The sequence below is a fragment of the Enterococcus sp. AZ078 genome (assembly GCF_051714985.1).
GTDB lineage: Bacteria > Bacillota > Bacilli > Lactobacillales > Enterococcaceae > Enterococcus_B > Enterococcus_B hirae.
In genome coordinates this window covers 2,619,365-2,637,277 of the sequence record NZ_JBIOSW010000001.1, presented here as the reverse complement: position 1 = coordinate 2,637,277, position 17,913 = coordinate 2,619,365, and the positions used below count along the sequence as shown (strand labels likewise).

Here is a 17,913-nt window from a genome sequence, read left to right as displayed (position 1 = left end):
AAGAAGATAGATGATGCACGTTGAATTGTTGTATTCAGAGTAGAAAGAGTGGATGTTCAAACGCTTTTCCGATTCAAGATATCAAGATTATGTCAAACTCAGATAGTTGAAGACTAGTGAGTAATCGGGTAAACGCAAGCAGTTCTTTTTCAAAATGAAATACTGCCATTAATTTTTTTCGTTCATAGCTTTTCCCCCCTGTAACGTTCAAATTAGATAGTTTATTCTGTGTTGATGGAAAGAAGGAAAATAACAATGACAGATTCGAAAACTTCACAAATCACTACACTGACTTTCATCGGTATGACTTGTGCCTTAGTTGCTAGTGTTCGGAACATTCCTGATGTTGCAGCCACGGGGTGGACGATGCTTTTCTATATGCTTGTAGCGGTATTATTTTATGCTTTTCCTATTTCGTTGATCTCAGGTGAATTTGCTGGGATGTTTCCCCAAAAAGGTGGACCAGAACTCTGGGTCTCAAATTCTTTAGGACGAAAATGGGGCTTTGTTGTCTCGTGGCTTTTATGGGTTCAAATGTTTCCAGGGATGGTGATGGTCGCTTCAGCGCTAGCACCTTTATTGGGTAATATGATTGATAACGTTCCTTTAGGGTTGAACAGTAAATTTACTTTGATCGTTATTCTAGTCGTGTATTGGATTATTACATTATTAAATTTGAAATTTGATATGGCTAAAATTGGTGGGAAGATCGGTGTTTGGTTAGGTCTATATATTCCATTAGCAATTATGCTTCTTTTAGGTATTTTTTCATGGATCAAAGTCGGTATCCAACCACATGCAACATTAGGTCATTTTTCTTGGGCTAAATTGATCCCTGATGCAGAAACAGCGAAATCATTCGTTTACTTTGCACCAATCATGTTTATCTTTACGGGGATCGAGATGTCATCTGTCTACATCACCCGTTTGAAAAATCCTGTAAAAACTTATACTAAAGGGATCTTTGCTGCATTGATTTTTCTCTTCTTTGTGAATACGTTGAATGCGTTAGTCGTAGCAAATGTGGTACCTAAAGGCCAAATGGAGTTGAATAATATTGCGCAATCCATTTCAATCTATTGTCAGATTCTAGGATTACCACATATCATCGTTAATATTTTCAGTCTATTAGTCTTTGTAGGTGTAGCTGTCCAATTATCTGCATGGGCTTCAGGACCAGCAAAAACAGTCACTGCAAGTGCGAGAAAAGGAGCATATCCACCAAAATTCAATTTTTGGAAAACGAACCAATTTGATGTGTCAAAATCAGTGATCTTAACACAATCAACGATTATTTCGATCTTTGCTTTGTTTTATTTGTTGATACCAGGTGTCAATCAGGCATTTCTGATGTTAGTGAACTCCACGACAGTGATTTATTGTATTGTATATGTCATTATGGGGATTGCTATTTTGAAATTAAGAAAAGCCAAACCTGAACTTGCCCGACCATTTAGAATCGGTAAAAAAGGTGGCAAGGGTGATTTAGGTGCATGGATCGTTGTACTTGTTCTTTTTGCAGCAATTGGCTGTTCGGTAGGCTTGACGATGCAAGCTGGAACGTTGATCAACTTTATCGCAGTAACGGTGATTAGTTTGATCTTATTCATTGCCCCATTATGTATTGATAAAATCAGAAAACCATCATGGGAACAAGAAGTCCAACAAAAATTGAATCAAGAATAAAGAAAAGGTGAGTAAGATGGAAAGAACCACAATGAAGAAAACTTTGACGAACCGGAATATCCAGATGATTGCGCTAGGAGGTGCGATCGGGACTGGACTATTCTTAGGTTCTGCCAAAGCAATCAAGTTGGCGGGACCTGCTGTCTTGCTTACTTATTTTGTTTGCGGCCTCGCTATTTATGGGTTGATGTATGCGATGGGTGAGCTCTTTTTATCCAATAATGAGTTTCAATCGATCGGCGATTTCATCCAATACTATTTAGGCGAACGATGGGCATTTTTAGTCAACTGGACGTATTGGTTATGTTGGATGGGTGCTGGATTGACCGAATTGACAGCGATTGGTTTATATATCCGCTTTTGGTTACCAGCACTCTCTCCCTTAATCAGTGGGATCTTCGCACTCATTGCCTTAGTGATCATTAACGTAGTTGCGGTTCGCTGGTTTGGTGAGTTGGAATCCTTGTTTTCAACTATCAAGATTTTTGGGATTTTATTATTTATTCTTTTAGGGATTGGCGTTTGCTTTTTGTACTTCAAGTCACCAAGAATTGGTGTCAGAGAAAATTTTGATCAGCTCCAAACCATTTTTCCATTTGGACTAACCGGCTTAGTTGCTGCTTTTCCAATGGTTTTATTTAGTTTTGCCGGAGTTGAAATGATCGGTTTAACGGTGGGCGAAACAGCAGATCCACAGAAAAACCTTAAAAAAGCGATCCAATGTTTACCCGCACGTATCCTCTTTTTCTATATTGGAACGATCGTGGCGATTTTGTTAGTCGTTCCTTGGCAATCTTTAGATTTAAAAGAAAGTCCGTTGGTCACGATGTTACAGTTCATTCATTGTAGCAAAGGGGCAGGAGTCATCAACTTGATCATCTTGGTTGCTTCACTTTCTTCCACGAATAGTGCCATTTATAGTACGAGTCGTATCTTATATAATACGGCAAAAGAAAAAAATCTTTCAAAATGGTTTCTAACATTATCTTCTCGGGGTGTGCCCTTGCACGGTATCTTATTTACTGGAGGCATGTTTTTATTAGGTCTTTGTTTACACTTTTTTGTATCAGATAGTCGGATTTTATTTCAATTACTTGCAGGCATGACCACGATTTCGTTCTTATTTGTCTGGTCAGCTATTTTATTTGCCCATCTAAAATTAACGAACAGTCAGTTGAAAAAATGGAAAGATCGACTCATTCTATGTTTTTTTGGTTTGGTAGGAATCAGTTTGTTTTTTGAACCAACTACTCGTGTGATTCCCGTAGTTTCCGTCGTTTGGTTTGGTGCCTTGAACTTGATCTATCAACGGATTCGTCAGACCGCTCCAAAATGATTCGATATTTTTCCCCTATTTTTTTCAGGGCCCTCTGAAATAATTGACGTTAAATCAAGTCTCTCCTACCTATAATAAAAGTATCACAACCGAAAGAGGAGGGATTGCGATGGTCTGGTATAAAGAAACAGCCCAAGAAGTGATGAAGACACTCAAAACGACTCCAGATGGGCTAAACCAAGATGAGCGTATCAGTCGTTTAAAAGAAAACGGCTATAATCATATAGAAGTAAAAAAGAAAGTTAGTCCATTACGAAAGTTTTTGAAGCATTTGACAGAGTTATTGATGATTATCTTATTGGTTGCTTCTTTGTTAAAATTTTTTACAGGAGAAGTGATTGAAGGCAGTATTATTCTGGCAGTCGTTCTCGTCAATAGTTTTGTTGGTTATTGGCAAGAGCGAAAGGCTGAGGAAGCGTTAAACGGCTTAGAAAAACTTTTAGGACAGAACGCGGTGATTTTCACAGAAGGGATCAAAGAATTGGTTCCAGCTAAAGAATTAGTGCCAGGTGATTTGTTAGCGTTGAAAGCAGGCGATGTTGTACCTGCAGACGTTCGCTTGATTGAGGTCCATGACTTCATGGTAGAAGAAGCAGCATTGACGGGGGAGTCGGAAGCAGTTGAAAAGACTAGCGAACGATTGACGACAACCGTCTCAACCGGAGATCAGAAGAATCTGGCATTTTCTGGTACCTTAGTTCAAACAGGGACTGCGATTGGTGTGGTTATCGAAACGGGAGATACCACTGAAATCGGGAAAATCAATCAGGCACTACAATCAGTCCAACAACAAACTACACCACTCGTTAAAAAAATCAACCAACTAAACAAGCAGATCTTTCGTGGGATTCTTTTCCTTAGCTTGTTCTTACTCTTTTTCACGACATTTAGATATGGCTTGGAAATGAACTTCTTATTTTCAACGATTATTGCTTTGATCGTTTCGATGATCCCGGAAGGTTTACCAGCAGTACTTACGATGATCCTTTCTTTAGGTGTGAACGAAATGGCTAAAGAGCAAGCGATTATTAAAGGTTTGCCTTCTGTGGAAACTCTTGGCTCTATGACCGTGATTTGTTCGGATAAAACAGGAACCCTGACAAAAAACGAAATGAGTGTTGTCGAAACAGTGACGGATCAAGAAGAAACCATGTTGGCAATCATGAAAAACTGCCAAGAGATCCAAACCAAAGCAAATCAAAACGTGGCCGAATTAACAGGAAACCCGACTGAACTTGCTTTACTGCGTTACACGGCAAAAGCATCACTACCTTTGGAGCCAGTCAAAGGAAAAATCCCATTTAGTTCAAGCTATAAATACATGGCAACAATGCATGACAAACAGGAACATGCGATTGTTTATGTCAAAGGGGCACCAGAAGTATTACTAGCAAAAGCGAACTTGACATCGAAACAAGTCGGGAAATGGCAAGAGGAAGCGATGAAACTCGCCCAAAAAGGACAACGAGTCTTAGGCTTTGCTTATAAGACACTTGCTCCTGATCAAGAATTAGGTCATGATCAATTGAATGAACTGACCTTTGTAGGGATTGCAGGAATTATCGATCCACCAAAAGAGAGTGCAATCCGAGCAGTCAAAGAATGTCAAAATGCAGGGATCTCGGTGAAAATGATCACAGGAGACCATAAAGACACTGCGCAGGCAATTGCTGAACAAATCGGTCTCAAACACACAAAAAACGTGTTAGAAGGAATTGACATTGATCGCTTATCCGATGAAGAACTAGCGAAACAAGTGAAATCAGTAGATGTATTTGCCCGAACGACACCTGAACACAAGTTACGGATCGTGGATGCTCTTCAAAAAAATGAAGAAATCGTTGGAATGACGGGTGACGGTGTGAATGATGCGCCAGCTTTGAAGCGTGCTGATGTAGGAATCGCTATGGGAATCAAAGGGAGTGAAGTGAGCAAGCAGGCAGCGGACATGGTACTGGGTGATGATAATTTCCATACGATCGCTAAAGCGGTCAAAGAAGGGCGGAGGATTCTCGACAATCTTCAAAAAACAATCAATTTTTTCTTACCAACAGCTTTAGCCCAAGGACTGGTCATTATTTGGGCACTACTCGTTAACCAGCCGTTACCACTGACACCTGTCCAAATTTTATGGGTGAACATGGTTACTACGATCACGTTATCCTATGCTTTAGGATTTGAAAAAGCAGGTAAGGACACGATGAGTCGCTCACCGAGAGATCCAAAGCAAGGGATTCTCACCCGCTACAGTGTGTTTCGAATCTTTTATGTGTCATTGCTGATCATGATTCCTGCTTATTTACTAGCAATGAGCTTTGAAGGACAAGCGCTCCAACAAACCATGCTCTTACAAAATATCGTAGCTGCTCAAGCTGTGTATATGATCAATTGCCGCGAGTTACTGGATCCTTCATTGAATCGTAGTTTATTTGAAAACAAAGCGTTGTTCTTGTCACTCGGGATGTTGGTCCTCTTGCAAGCAGGAGTGATTTACTTACCGATCGCACAACAGCTAATTGGGACAACAAGTCTTTCCCTGACAGAGCAACTACCGATCTTACTAAATATTCTATTACTTTTTGTAATCGTTGAGATCGAAAAGCGGATCAGTAAGATGATCGCCAAAAAAAGAAATGCTGAGTTACCCACGTAAAAAGTACCACCACAAACAGGAAATAAAAGCTTATAAACGTACTCTTTGGCCATTACCAAATAGACATTTATAAGCTTTTGTTAGTTACTTGATCATTGATCGATGTTAAGACAGAGCATAAAAAAACTAAGTGTGAGTTACAAATACGATCGCAACGATAAGTCACTTAAACGATCCAATTCATTTTTTGTCGGGATCGTTGAAAGATAAATGACAGGCATTGGCGGCGTATCGATCGGAATATTTGAAACTAATAGATCATTTTTCTTGATAGTGATATCTGACAATTGACTCAATTCAATTGGCTCCAAGATCACTCGTTTGCCTAAATAAGCATTTAATTCTTGTTGCAAAAAAGCTTTCCATGAAGGTTCCCCTTGAAAAATAAAATAAATCGTTGCTTGATACGGCTGCACGGCTAAAAGTGTCTGTTGGATCAATAAAGAAAGTAAATAAAAGAAATAAGTCTCATTGGTGACCTTTTTGACCATGCTCGTCGATTCTTTAACTTGTTGCAACAAAGCGAATTTATGAGGATATAACTCTGGGTATTCTTGTTCATATTCTTTTAAATAATAGTGATATTGCTTGGTTGTTTGTTCGATCAATAACGGTGATTCATAGTATTTCAGGAGTAGTAAAATCAAATTTTCCGGTAAGTTTGTTTGTTCTAACTCTTTGATAGCTAAGCTTTCTGATAGACGATTTACAAATTCACGAATGTTTGTTTCTGCAGGGTGACGGTGTAAAATATCCAAGATCATAGGCGGGTAAGAGTTGTTATAGTTCCAGCTGTCAAGAAAACAGGAAAAAGCAAACGCTGCTTCTTTATCTTTAAGATAGACCCCTTCAGTTCGGTACAGTTTTTCTAATTCAGGAGCATAGAGTAAAAATAATTGATCCTGGGTAGAAAACAATGAAGTCGGGATCCGACAACCAGCTTTGATCCGAATCGTGTTGATAAAAAACCAACAAATCCCGAATACCTCTTCGGTGTCAACAGCTAACTCAGCTTGTCGTAAACGTTTGAGAAACCGGAAGTAGTGAGATTCATGGATCGAGTAATCCTCGAAGAAATAGTTGTTATGGGTAAACGGCATAAGTAATCGATGATAAAATAGCCGAATGGTTTCTTCTTCACCTGAAAACGACAAACGGTGGCGGTTTTGTTCAATCTGTAATTCGTAGACGACTAATTGTTGATTCAATTTTTTGACATGACGATTCAATGTTTCATAAGACAAGCCGTTACGTGCTAAAAAGGTGGGGGTAGCGACTTCTTTAATCGTTAATAATTCTTTCAATAATTGGACACTGATCGACTGTGTCAGAAAAATTTCCCACAGTTCATTTGTCAGGAGATTCTGTTCGTTTTTTAGTTGAATCCCTGATTGGTCACTATTGATTAGCCAGCCTTTAGGTAATTGGGTTTTGATTGTTTGAAGATCAGAAAAAATCGTACGCTCTGTGGTATTGACAGCTTCGGCCAATTCGTTCACAGTTATTTGCGAGTGATTCAGTAATAGTTCCACTAAAGAGACTTGGCGTTTGATATCTTTTTCAGTAATGATTTTTTTCATTAAAGAATACATCGGATCAACCTTTCTTTGTTAAGTATGACAAGTGAGGAAGACACTCGTTTCGCCGTATCTTCATAATGAAACCTGATTATTTTAGATAGCGCTTACCATTAGTATAATGAAAAAAGGCACAATATCAAATAAAGGATGAGTTTTTTGGATTTTTTACTTCAATCAGCCTTCGTTTATTTAAAGTAGAAGTTAGCTAAAAAATTTGACTTATACTAAAATAAGTAAAAAGATAGTCATGTGAGAGGAGTGAGTAGAATGGAAACTAGACTAAACGATTATCGCCGCTTACTAGCGATTGCTCAAGCTGGATTGCTTTATGGGAAAGACGTGTTTGACAAAGAACGATATGAAGAGCTGCAAGAAATCTCGTTGAAGCTGCTGAGTGAAGTGGGATTGGAAACAAAGGAAGAATGGACAAGCCTAATAGAAGCTCATGAAGGATATCCAACACCAAAAGTTGACGTACGTGCATGGATCAAACAAGACGAGAAAATTCTATTGATCGAAGATACAAAAACACAAGAATGGTCATTACCAGGAGGATTTGCAGAAGTTGGTTTGTCTCCTAAAGAAAATATACGTAAAGAAGTCAAAGAAGAAACTGGGTTAGAGGTAGAAGTAGGTCAATTATTAGCGATATTTGATACGAATCTGCGCACAGACATCCCTCAAGCCTTTCAGTACTATAAAATTGTTTTTTCTTGCGCTATCTTGTCAGGTAGGTTTGTGGCAAACCATGAAACTTCTAATATGAAATTCTTCCATTTAAATGATTTACCAAAACTCTCGCTGAAACGTACGACCAAAGAGCAACTATTTATTTTAGAAAAAGCTACCTTGCCTTATTGTGATTGATCAGGGAAGGTAGTTTTTTATTTTTAGTGATTTTTTGTTGCAAATGCAATAAAAAAGAGTGAAATCATACTAAAGCTAGGTAAGGGAGGGTTAAAATGGACGAAATCATTCGAGAGATTGGAGCAATTGCCCGTGCCTTGGACTCGATTAGTAACATTGAGTTTCAAGAAGTTGATTTGACAAGAGGACAATACCTGTATTTAGTACGAATCTGTGAACATCCTGGCATTATTCAAGAAAAGTTAGCTGAGATGATCAACGTTGACCGAACAACAACGGCACGTGCGGTGAAAAAATTGATAGCAAAAGACCTGATAAAAAGCATGCCAGATAAAAACAATAAAAAGATAAAAAAACTTTACCCAACGGATCGTGGAAAAAAAGTCTATCCGTTTATCCTTCGAGAGCATCATTATTCTAATCAAGTAGCTGTCAAAGGGTTATCCCAGCAAGAAGTTTTGCAATTACACACACTTTTGCAAAAAGTTCGGAAAAATGTGAGTGAAGATTGGCATTATATAAAAAAAGGAAACAAAAGAATTTATTGAAAGGACTGGAGCGGTGAAAACAATCGAAATCGTAGGGATCAAAGAAACGGAAGTAGAAAAATTACAGGCAATTAGTATCGAGACCTATCAAGCTACCTTTGGTGAACACAACAGTGAAGAATTGATGACGACCTATTTGGATGAAGCTTATGCGCTCGATAAATTGAGGCGAGAACTACAAGAGGAACAGTCAGAATTTTATTGGGCAGTACTAGATGACCGGATTGCTGGCTATCTAAAATTAAATATAGGGCAAGCACAAACAGAAGCAATGGGAGAAGGATTTTTAGAGATCGAACGTATTTATGTCCGTTCGCCATTTAAATCTAAAGGGATTGGATCTAGATTGATCGAATTTGCTGTGCAAAAAGCGCAAGAAAAACAAAAAGAGGCGATTTGGTTAGGGGTATGGGAACATAACTATCCTGCCTTAGCTTTTTATAAAAAACATGGATTCCAACATCATAGCCAACATATTTTTTATATGGGAGATGATGCTCAGACAGATTATCTATATGTCAAAAATTTACAGAAATAAAAGGAGTAGAAACATGGAAAAAATCATCGCAGAACAAAATTTTTGGGAAGTCTTTCCAGAAGCAACGATTGAAGTTTTGGTAGTCGAAGGTATCGATAATCATGTAGATAAAGCCAAAGAAGAACAATTCCATCAACTATTGAATGATGCAGCGAAAGAAGCAAGAGGATATTTGACAGAAGAAACATTCAGTCAAAATGAAGTCATTGCTCAATGGCGTCAAGCTTTTTCACGTTTTAAAACCAAAAAAGGAGCCCGTTCATCGATTGAAGCGTTATTAAAAAGAGCTAGCCAAGAACGTGAATTTTTCCCTATCAACCCATTAGTCGATATCTATAACAGTATTTCTCTAACATTTGGTGTGCCATGTGGAGGAGAAGATCAAGAAAAAATCAAAGGGGATCTTCATCTAGGAAAAGCTCATGGTGGTGAAAGTTTCTTACCTCTAGGAGCAGAAGCTGATGCACCAGCTTTACCAGAAGAAATCATTTATTACGATAACGAAGGAGCAATCTGTCGCAGTTTCAACTGGCGAGAAGCGCAACGGACAATGTTGACGGAAGACACGACTAAAGCCATTTTGGTTATTGAATCAGTCACAAAAGAGCAAGCATCACGTGGCGCAAAAGCAATGACAGAATTGAAAAAACGCGTGGAACAAACATTTGGCGTAGAAGGGAAAACATTTACGCTAACAAAGGAACATCCAGAAATGAACATTTGAAGTAGGAACGAAACGTAGGAAGAAAAAGTAGCTCAACCAATAAGATCACATAGAAAAACGAGGGATTTTTCTATGTGATCTTGTTTTCTCTAACGAGTGTAGTTTTGAATGGTTTCGTTTCACTGTTGTGCCATCAAATCTTATCAAAACAAGACAAACTGACAAAGAATCGTCACAGTCTGTCAAATCTTGTCGGATTTTTCGATTCTTAAACCGAGAATTCTTTGATTATCCGCTTTCATGATATACTTAATGAAAAGGATCAACACCATCAAAGGAGGATCAGAGATGATCGGTAAAACCAGAGTCATGCTTTATGCAGAAAATGTTGAAGTGCTTAGTCAATTTTTTGTCGAAACTCTAGGCGCAACAGTTAGTGAAACGATTGAGTTACCAGAAGAATTTCAAAGTACGATCGTGCAACTTTCACCAGAATTTGAATTAGGGATTTTTCCAAAAGTTTTTGTCCAACGATTTTCGCCAGAAGTGTTAGGTACGACTCCTTCGATCATTTTCTTTACGGATCAATTTGAGGAGATCTATCAAAAAATAGAGAATGCTGGTGAAATCATGGAGAGCAATGGCGTAGAGACGTTCAACTTTTCTGATCCAGAAGGAAACTATTTTGTGATCGGTAAGTTGTAATGTTTGAAATCAGAAGAGGTCCTGGTGTTTGAAAAGGAGATGCACAGGACAAGGAATTTAAATAAATGAATAACAAATTTTTGAAGGAAAGGAGAGACTGTCATGAATCTAATCGCAAAAATGGAAGAATATTCACAGAGACGACGAGAAGAAAAAAGTGAAAAAATCCGTATGAAAAACTTGAAGACAGGGAAAAAGCCAACAAAAGGTTGGGGGAAAATGGTAGATACAGGATATGGTGGCTTGAATTCGTTGACTAATTCTAGTGAAATTAGTAAATATTTTTCGGCAGAAAGTGACATCAAGGGATTCATTGCTGAAGAACAAAAACGCATCGGAAAAGAGCAGCTAAAAAATAGCTAAAGCAAACCGATTTGGTACGCTATTTTGTTTGAAATGCTCCTTTTCTATTAAAAAAACTGTTAAATCAGTTCATAACGATCAAAAAAACTTAAAGTTCGGATTTTGCTTAAAATCCGACTTTTTTGTTTACTTATGTTCTGATTTAGTATATGATTAAACACGTTGTTTTTAAATAATTCAAAATTTTGAGGGACTTTTTTATAAATGTTCGGTTTTAGGGGGATGAAAGATGAAGGAAAAACTACTTTCCTACTTCGAGATTGAAAAATTAGGTACCACCGTCAGAAGAGAAATACTTGCAGGCTTTACAACATTTATCTCAATGGCATATATCTTATTTGTCAATCCAACAGTTTTAGGCGCATCAGGAATGGACGAAGGTGCGGTGTTTACGGCTACAGCATTAGCAAGTGCGATCGGCTGTATTTTAATGGGGGTCTTAGCACGTTACCCGATTGGTACTGCGCCAGCATTAGGGATTAATGCCTTTTTTGCTTATTCCGTTTGTTTGGGAATGGGGATTCCTTGGGAAACAGCTTTAGCAGGCGTGTTCGTTGCTTCTTTGATTTTTATTTTAATCACGATTTTCAAATTACGTGAAATGATCATTGATGCAATTCCAGCTGATTTAAAATATGCGATCTCAGGTGGGATTGGCTTATTTATTGCTTTCCTTGGCTTGAATGAAGGAGGAGTCATCGTTTCAAATGAATCCACATTAGTGGGGTTAGGATCACTAAGCGTAGGTTCAACATGGTTGACGATTTTTGGGTTAGTTGTGACAGCAATCTTATTGATAAGACGTGTTCCAGGAGGTATTTTTATTGGGATGGTAGCTAGCACAATTCTTGGATTAGTGACTGGACTTATTCCTATGCCTTCTCAATTAGTTTCAGCTGCACCAAGTTTAAAGCCAACATTCTTAGTTGCATTGAAACATATCGGAGACATCAACTCACTACAAATGTGGGTAGTCGTATTAACCTTTTTATTAGTTACATTCTTTGATACAGCAGGCACGTTAGTCGGTTTAGCTAATCAAGCTGGTTTTATGAAAGATAACAAAATGCCTCGTGTTGGGAAAGCGTTGGCTTCTGATTCAACAGCTATGCTTGCAGGTTCTTTATTAGGAACTTCACCAGTTGGGGCTTTCGTTGAATCTTCTGCCGGAATTGCTGTTGGTGGCCGTTCTGGGATCACTGCAGTAACGACCGGGATCTTATTCCTATTCGGTTTATTCTTTTCACCGTTGCTATCAGTAGTGACTTCACAAGTAACAGCACCAGCACTGATCATTGTCGGTGTATTGATGGCACAATCGTTACGTCAAATCGAATGGGGCAAGTTAGAGATCGCCATTCCTGCTTTCTTGATCTTGATCGGCATGCCGTTAACTTACAGTATTTCTGATGGGATCGCATTAGGATTTATTTTCTATCCAATTACTATGATCGCAGCAAAGCGTGGAAAAGAAGTATCACCGATCATGTATCTGTTATTCTTTGTCTTTATTGGCTTCATGTGGATACTGAACGTTAGTTAACTTGATTTAGTTGATTATTTTTTTGATGTGTGACAAGTAAAAGAACCTTGGCAAATGGAGATCTCACTATTGTTAGCGAGAAAACAAATGCCAGGGTTCTTTTTTGGAAAAAATTGTTATCGGTAACAACTGAAAGTAAAAGACGATAGCATCAAGGTTTAGGCGTGGTGAAAGAAATAAGGAGAATAATGGCTATTTACTCTCGTTTTTGAAAGCGTTACAATTTTTGCGAGGTATATAATCTTTAACCAATGGAGGAAAGTATGGAGAAAAAATGGTGGCATCAATCAGTTGTTTATCAAGTATATCCTCGTAGTTTTCAAGATACGAATGGGGATGGAGTCGGGGATTTACAAGGAGTGATCGCTCGATTAGATTATCTGCATTATTTAGGGATCGATACGATATGGTTATCTCCCGTATATGAATCTCCTAACGACGATAATGGTTACGATATCAGTGATTATCAAGCAATCATGGCCGAATTTGGCACGATGGCTGATATGGAGGAACTGATTGCAGAAGCAAAGAAACGTGAAATAAAAATCATTATGGATCTCGTCGTCAACCACACATCAGATGAACATGCTTGGTTTATCGAAGCTCGTCAAAGTAAAGAAAATCCGTATCGGGATTATTACATTTGGCGTGACCCAATCAATGGAAATGAGCCTAATCAATTACGGTCGATATTCAGTGGCTCTGCTTGGCAGTTTGATGAAACAACTAGTCAGTATTATTTACATCTTTATAGTAAAAAGCAACCAGATTTAAACTGGGAAAATCCCCATTTACGTCAAGAAATCTATCAGATGATGAACTTTTGGATCGACAAGGGAATCGGTGGTTTCCGAATGGACGTGATCGATACGATTGGGAAGTTACCTGATCAAGAAATAACAAGTAATGGTCCCAAACTTCATGACTATTTACAAGAGATGAATCAAGCTACTTTTGGAAACAAAGATCTGATGACAGTGGGCGAAACTTGGGGAGCAACCACGGACATTGCCAAGCTTTATTCTGATCCCAAGAGAAATGAACTATCGATGATCTTTCAATTTGAACATGTCGGTTTGGATCAACAGGCAGGAAAAGACAAATGGGATTTAAAACCATTAAGTATTCCTGAGTTGAAACATGTATTATCAAAATGGCAAACTTCTTTAGGGAATGAAGGATGGAACAGTCTATTTTGGAATAACCATGATTTGCCAAGGATCATCTCACGTTGGGGGAATGATCAAGATTATCGAGAAGAAAGTGGCAAAATGTTTGCGATTTTGCTTCATATGATGAAAGGGACACCTTATATTTATCAAGGAGAAGAAATCGGGATGACAAACTACCCGATCAAGGATATTTCTGAAGCGCAAGATATTGAAACGATCAACATGTATCATGAACGGTTAACTTTAGGATTTACTCCGGAAGAAATCTTGTGTTCGATCAATGCAAAAGGGCGTGACAATGCGCGTACACCGATGCAATGGGATAATAGTGAACATGCTGGATTTACCACAGGAACTCCTTGGCTACACGTCAATCCAAACTACCAAACGATCAATGTGAAAACAGCCTTAGCAAAGAAAGATTCTATTTTTTATACGTATAAGCAATTGATCGAGTTACGGAAAAACAATGAACTCATCGTCTGGGGAGATTACCAATTGGTAACAGATACGCCCGATGACGTATTTGCCTATTATCGGACGTTGAATAATGAACAATGGTTAGTCGTTTGCAATATGTCTGAAAAAAATCAGCCATACACATTGGCTGATCAAGCGATGACACTGGTCATTTCAAACTATCCACAAAAACAGATACCAACAGGCAAACTGAATTTACGTCCTTATGAAGCTTTTGTTTTGAAGATGAGCAAATAAATGACTTGTCCGAACACCTCAAAAAAGAGTATGATAAAAGAAATTTAGACAAGTGTGAGGACCATGATGAAAGTATTGTTTGATTTGATTCCAAAAAAACAAGAGGAGATGGTACTTTTTCAAGTTCATGAAAAGGTACCATTTTTAACTTCGATTGCTGATATTTTAGAGAAATACAAAGTGGAAACTATTTTAGTGAGAGACTATAAAAAAGAAAGAGATGTCTATTTAGATTTATTCTCGATTTTTTATATCGAATATCTTGATCGCAAATGTTTTTTTTATACGGAAAATGAAGTGTATGAGCGAAGATTGACACTAGCTCAGTTAATGAAAGAACTCCCAGAACCATTTATCCAAATATCGAAAACGACTATTTTAAATATCTATATGGTTAAAGAAATCAATTCGTCGCTTTTAAATGGAAATCTCTATGTCACATTACAAAATACAGAAGAGTTACTCGTTAGCCGTTATTTTTCCAAAGCATTAAAAGAAAAAATTGATCAGACTTTTCGCAACAAGTGACAAGAAAAATGCAAGAAATGACAATCAAACTAGCTTCAATAAGGAAACCTTGTAGAATAAATGTACCTGATAGCTAGTAAGATGAAAAGGAGAGCTCGATGAAATTGATACAACGTATGATGAGAAGTATTGGTATTGGAAGCTTTGCTTTCTTGCTGTTCAAATTAGTTTCACAAACCCATGAGATCACGAGAAATGAGATTCTTTTTGTCTTCTTTCTCTCGGCTTTTATTGGCGTAGTATCGCTGATCGAGCGAATTGAGAAGCTTAATTATCTTCAGATTATACTGCTACATTTTATTAGTACGTATGCCTTTAGTTATTTCTTGTTGGTGCTGTTGAATGGAAGTGTTTCTGTTCATTTTGAGAGATACACGCTAACCTTTGTGAGTATCTATTTCATTGTGTGGCTTTGTTTGATCATCAGGAACTTTTTACGAGCCCGATTGTTAAATAAACGAATCCAAATAATCAATACACGGCATTCAGGAATTTCAGGAAAGAAAGAAGAATAAAACGTGGAACATCTACAAAATTATCTCATTGTGTTAGTATTGATTCTCTTTTTTTTACAGAGATTACTTAAAGAAAGAGCAATCAAAGACACGATGAAAAGTGAAATCATCATTGTATTAGTTGGACTTTATTTAATCATAAGCAACTGGCAAGAAATCATTAAGACTAACCATACACTTATTCTTATTGTTTTGTCTGTTTTGCTGGGATTCATCTTTGGCGTGTTACGTGCCCAAACTGTAAAAATCTATCAAAGACAAAGTGACCAGCAATGGGTAAAAAAGGGAACTTGGCTGACCGTTCTTGTATTTATCATAGGGGTCATCATCAATCGTGTCAGCGTATTGCCTTTTGGTGAAAGCGTACCTGCAGTTGCTGAAACTTTGCATATCGGTGTCTCATTATTAGGTGCCAAAGTAGTTTATCTGAAAAAAGTATAAACCAATCAGCGCATAAACAATACCAATCAGTCGTATTTTTTCTTATTCGGCGGTACCTAGTGACAATTTTTTTGAATCATTCTTTTATGAATGGAATAAGACCTCTCTTCAACAAGGAGAGCATGTGAAAAGATAACAGTATGAAACATCAAGAAAGTAAGAAGACTTCAAAAATGATAAGAAATACCAAGACAATTTTTTGCCGTATCTGTTCTCTACTTATCTTATTTCAAATTTTTGGTGCAGCCCATTGTTTGAAGGTGCTTGAATCTTGTTTCTGCGTTTTTATATCCCCTAAAACAGGTTATATTATTCTTTCTAGGAATTTTACATGCTCTTGTTTTCCCTTGTTACTACAGCCTTTTTTGACAAATAACAAAAATCATACTATGATATGTTACGCGGATATTAGGGGGAGAAAACATGGGAAAACCGATTGAACAAGCGTTAAATGATTGTCTGTTTTTTAGTGTGAAAAAATTAGATCGCCTGTTGAATAAAATGGCAGATGAAGCATTTAAGAAAACGGGTTTGACACCGACATATGGGTTTATTTTATTGATTTTAAAAGAAAAAGATGGGTTACCACAAAAGGATATCGCCCAATTACTTTGTTCTGCACCTTCAACGATTGCTCGTTTTGTCGAAAAATTGGAATACAAAGGCTATATCAAAACAGTCAGTGATGGACGCTTGTCATTAGTTTATCTGACGGATCAAGGACGGGAATTTGTAAAAGAAATCGATAGTAGTTGGGAAGAACTACATCATGCATATCAAGAGATTCTAGGATCTGTAGAAAGTGAATGTTTATCTAAAGCAATCAATTCAGCCACTGAAAAACTACAAAAAAAATAAATTTTTTTAATCTCGTTAGTTGTATGCGCAACTAATTATGTGTTTTAATAAACGAAGAGAACTGAATGGAGGAATCACCATGGCAAATTTTAACGAAACAATCACTTTTCCTTCTGGTGTGACATTACCTAACCGTTTGATGATGGCACCTATGACCACCCAGTTAAGTTTTTATAATGGTGTGATTACGGAAGATGAGATCACGTATTACCAAGAACGTTCGAAGGGACTAGGCGCTGTTATTACAGGGGCTGCGAATGTGCAAGATATAGGAAAAGGCTGGCCCGGTGAACTTAGCATAGCCCATGATGAAATGATACCTAGGCTCAGTGACTTGGCAAAGGCAATCAAAGAAAATGGGGCAAAAGCGATCGTACAAATCTTCCATGGCGGACGTATGACGAGTCGAGCAACGTTATCAGGCGAACAAACTGTTTCGGCTAGCGCAATCCCTGCAGAACGACCTAATGCGGAAACACCACGTGCCTTGTCAGAAGACGAAATCTTAGAAACAATCAAGGCTTTTGGTGAAGCAACTAGAAGAGCGATCGAAGCTGGATTTGATGGTGTAGAATTACACGGTGCTAATACGTATTTGATCCAACAATTCTTTTCGCCACATTCTAATCGTCGTGAAGATCAATGGGGCGGAAGCTTAGAAAATCGCTATCGCTTTATTGATGAAGTAGTGAAAAGTGTGTTTCAAGCTGTCGAAACATACGCAACAGAGCCTTTTATCGTAGGTTATCGCTTTTCACCAGAAGAATTTGAAACGCCTGGTATCCGTTTTGAAGATACCATATGGCTAATGGAAAAATTACGTGAAACAAAATTGGATTACCTTCATGTTTCATTAAGTACGTATGATCGTGTTGCTCGTTCTGAGCAATACAATGAGCAATCGATGCTTCACTATCTCCATGAAACATTGCAAGGAAAAATACCATTAGTGGGTGTAGGGAATGTCCGTAACCGCCAAGATGTTGAAGCGGTTTTATCTGATGCAGAGCTTGTCGCAGTTGGACAGCAACTATTAGTTGATCCCGAATGGGCGGTCAAATTAATGGAAAATCGCGATACAGAACTTGTGACCAAACCATTTGCAAAAGCATATCAAGAACTCTATTTACCTAATCCATTGTATAATTTTTTACAGATCCGTTATCAATCAAATACTAATAGATAAGTGAAGATCTATT

Annotated in this window: 17 protein-coding genes; 16 read left to right on the top strand and 1 reads right to left on the bottom strand. The window is 37.8% G+C overall.

Annotated elements, in window-relative coordinates; all coding sequences use genetic code 11:
- Window positions 1-255 precede the first annotated feature (255 nt).
- The 3 genes from IGJ18_RS12275 to IGJ18_RS12265 all read left to right on the top strand — a co-directional run bounded on the left by IGJ18_RS12275 (window position 256) and on the right by IGJ18_RS12265 (window position 5,675).
- Window positions 256-1,686, top strand: coding sequence for an amino acid permease (locus tag IGJ18_RS12275; protein ID WP_010720986.1), 1,431 nt, complete (start codon window positions 256-258; stop codon window positions 1,684-1,686).
- Between the two features lie 16 nt (window positions 1,687-1,702).
- The gene (locus IGJ18_RS12270; RefSeq protein WP_088745579.1) at window positions 1,703-3,022 is read left to right on the top strand and encodes an amino acid permease; all 1,320 of its coding nucleotides are present in this window, start codon (window positions 1,703-1,705) and stop codon (window positions 3,020-3,022) included.
- Between the two features lie 109 nt (window positions 3,023-3,131).
- Window positions 3,132-5,675: an HAD-IC family P-type ATPase gene (locus IGJ18_RS12265; protein WP_438843381.1), complete on the top strand. Its 2,544-nt coding sequence runs from the start codon at window positions 3,132-3,134 to the stop codon at window positions 5,673-5,675.
- Between the two features lie 137 nt (window positions 5,676-5,812).
- Here the strand turns inward: IGJ18_RS12265 and IGJ18_RS12260 are convergent, their stop codons facing one another.
- Window positions 5,813-7,267 carry a helix-turn-helix domain-containing protein gene (locus tag IGJ18_RS12260; RefSeq protein WP_010720983.1) on the bottom strand — a complete coding sequence of 485 codons (1,455 nt, stop codon included), beginning with the start codon at window positions 7,265-7,267 and terminating at the stop codon, window positions 5,813-5,815.
- 255 nt (window positions 7,268-7,522) lie between these two features.
- Between IGJ18_RS12260 and IGJ18_RS12255 the strand changes: the two genes are divergently transcribed.
- The 13 genes from IGJ18_RS12255 (at window position 7,523) to IGJ18_RS12195 (ending at window position 17,900) form a co-directional block, all read left to right on the top strand.
- Window positions 7,523-8,122 carry an NUDIX hydrolase N-terminal domain-containing protein gene (locus IGJ18_RS12255; RefSeq protein WP_438843380.1) on the top strand — a complete coding sequence of 200 codons (600 nt, stop codon included), beginning with the start codon at window positions 7,523-7,525 and terminating at the stop codon, window positions 8,120-8,122.
- A 95-nt stretch (window positions 8,123-8,217) separates the two neighbouring features.
- On the top strand, window positions 8,218-8,670 hold the full coding sequence (locus IGJ18_RS12250; protein ID WP_053766210.1) for a MarR family winged helix-turn-helix transcriptional regulator: 453 nt from the start codon (window positions 8,218-8,220) through the stop codon (window positions 8,668-8,670).
- A 13-nt stretch (window positions 8,671-8,683) separates the two neighbouring features.
- Window positions 8,684-9,208 (top strand): GNAT family N-acetyltransferase, encoded by a 525-nt coding sequence (locus tag IGJ18_RS12245; RefSeq protein ID WP_034700466.1) that lies wholly within the window; start codon window positions 8,684-8,686, stop codon window positions 9,206-9,208.
- 13 nt (window positions 9,209-9,221) lie between these two features.
- Window positions 9,222-9,932, top strand: coding sequence for a B3/B4 domain-containing protein (locus tag IGJ18_RS12240; protein ID WP_010737015.1), 711 nt, complete (start codon window positions 9,222-9,224; stop codon window positions 9,930-9,932).
- A gap of 288 nt (window positions 9,933-10,220) precedes the next feature.
- A complete protein-coding gene (locus IGJ18_RS12235) occupies window positions 10,221-10,577 on the top strand; it encodes a VOC family protein (protein ID WP_034700463.1) in 357 nt (118 codons plus the stop codon).
- A 102-nt stretch (window positions 10,578-10,679) separates the two neighbouring features.
- Window positions 10,680-10,940, top strand: coding sequence for a hypothetical protein (locus tag IGJ18_RS12230; RefSeq protein ID WP_010737016.1), 261 nt, complete (start codon window positions 10,680-10,682; stop codon window positions 10,938-10,940).
- A 229-nt stretch (window positions 10,941-11,169) separates the two neighbouring features.
- Entirely contained in the window at window positions 11,170-12,483 is a 1,314-nt protein-coding gene (locus tag IGJ18_RS12225; protein ID WP_088745584.1) for an NCS2 family permease, read from the top strand.
- Between the two features lie 263 nt (window positions 12,484-12,746).
- On the top strand, window positions 12,747-14,372 hold the full coding sequence (locus IGJ18_RS12220) for a glycoside hydrolase family 13 protein (protein WP_438843379.1): 1,626 nt from the start codon (window positions 12,747-12,749) through the stop codon (window positions 14,370-14,372).
- Window positions 14,373-14,438: 66 nt separating this feature from the next.
- Entirely contained in the window at window positions 14,439-14,900 is a 462-nt protein-coding gene (locus IGJ18_RS12215; RefSeq protein WP_010737019.1) for a LytTR family DNA-binding domain-containing protein, read from the top strand.
- A 98-nt stretch (window positions 14,901-14,998) separates the two neighbouring features.
- A complete protein-coding gene (locus tag IGJ18_RS12210; protein WP_010720973.1) occupies window positions 14,999-15,415 on the top strand; it encodes a DUF3021 family protein in 417 nt (138 codons plus the stop codon).
- A gap of 3 nt (window positions 15,416-15,418) precedes the next feature.
- A complete protein-coding gene (locus IGJ18_RS12205; protein WP_063627598.1) occupies window positions 15,419-15,856 on the top strand; it encodes a hypothetical protein in 438 nt (145 codons plus the stop codon).
- Window positions 15,857-16,279: 423 nt separating this feature from the next.
- Entirely contained in the window at window positions 16,280-16,714 is a 435-nt protein-coding gene (locus tag IGJ18_RS12200; RefSeq protein ID WP_010720971.1) for a MarR family winged helix-turn-helix transcriptional regulator, read from the top strand.
- A 79-nt stretch (window positions 16,715-16,793) separates the two neighbouring features.
- Window positions 16,794-17,900 carry an NADH-dependent flavin oxidoreductase gene (locus IGJ18_RS12195; RefSeq protein WP_053766213.1) on the top strand — a complete coding sequence of 369 codons (1,107 nt, stop codon included), beginning with the start codon at window positions 16,794-16,796 and terminating at the stop codon, window positions 17,898-17,900.
- The last annotated feature ends 13 nt before the right edge of the window (window positions 17,901-17,913 follow it).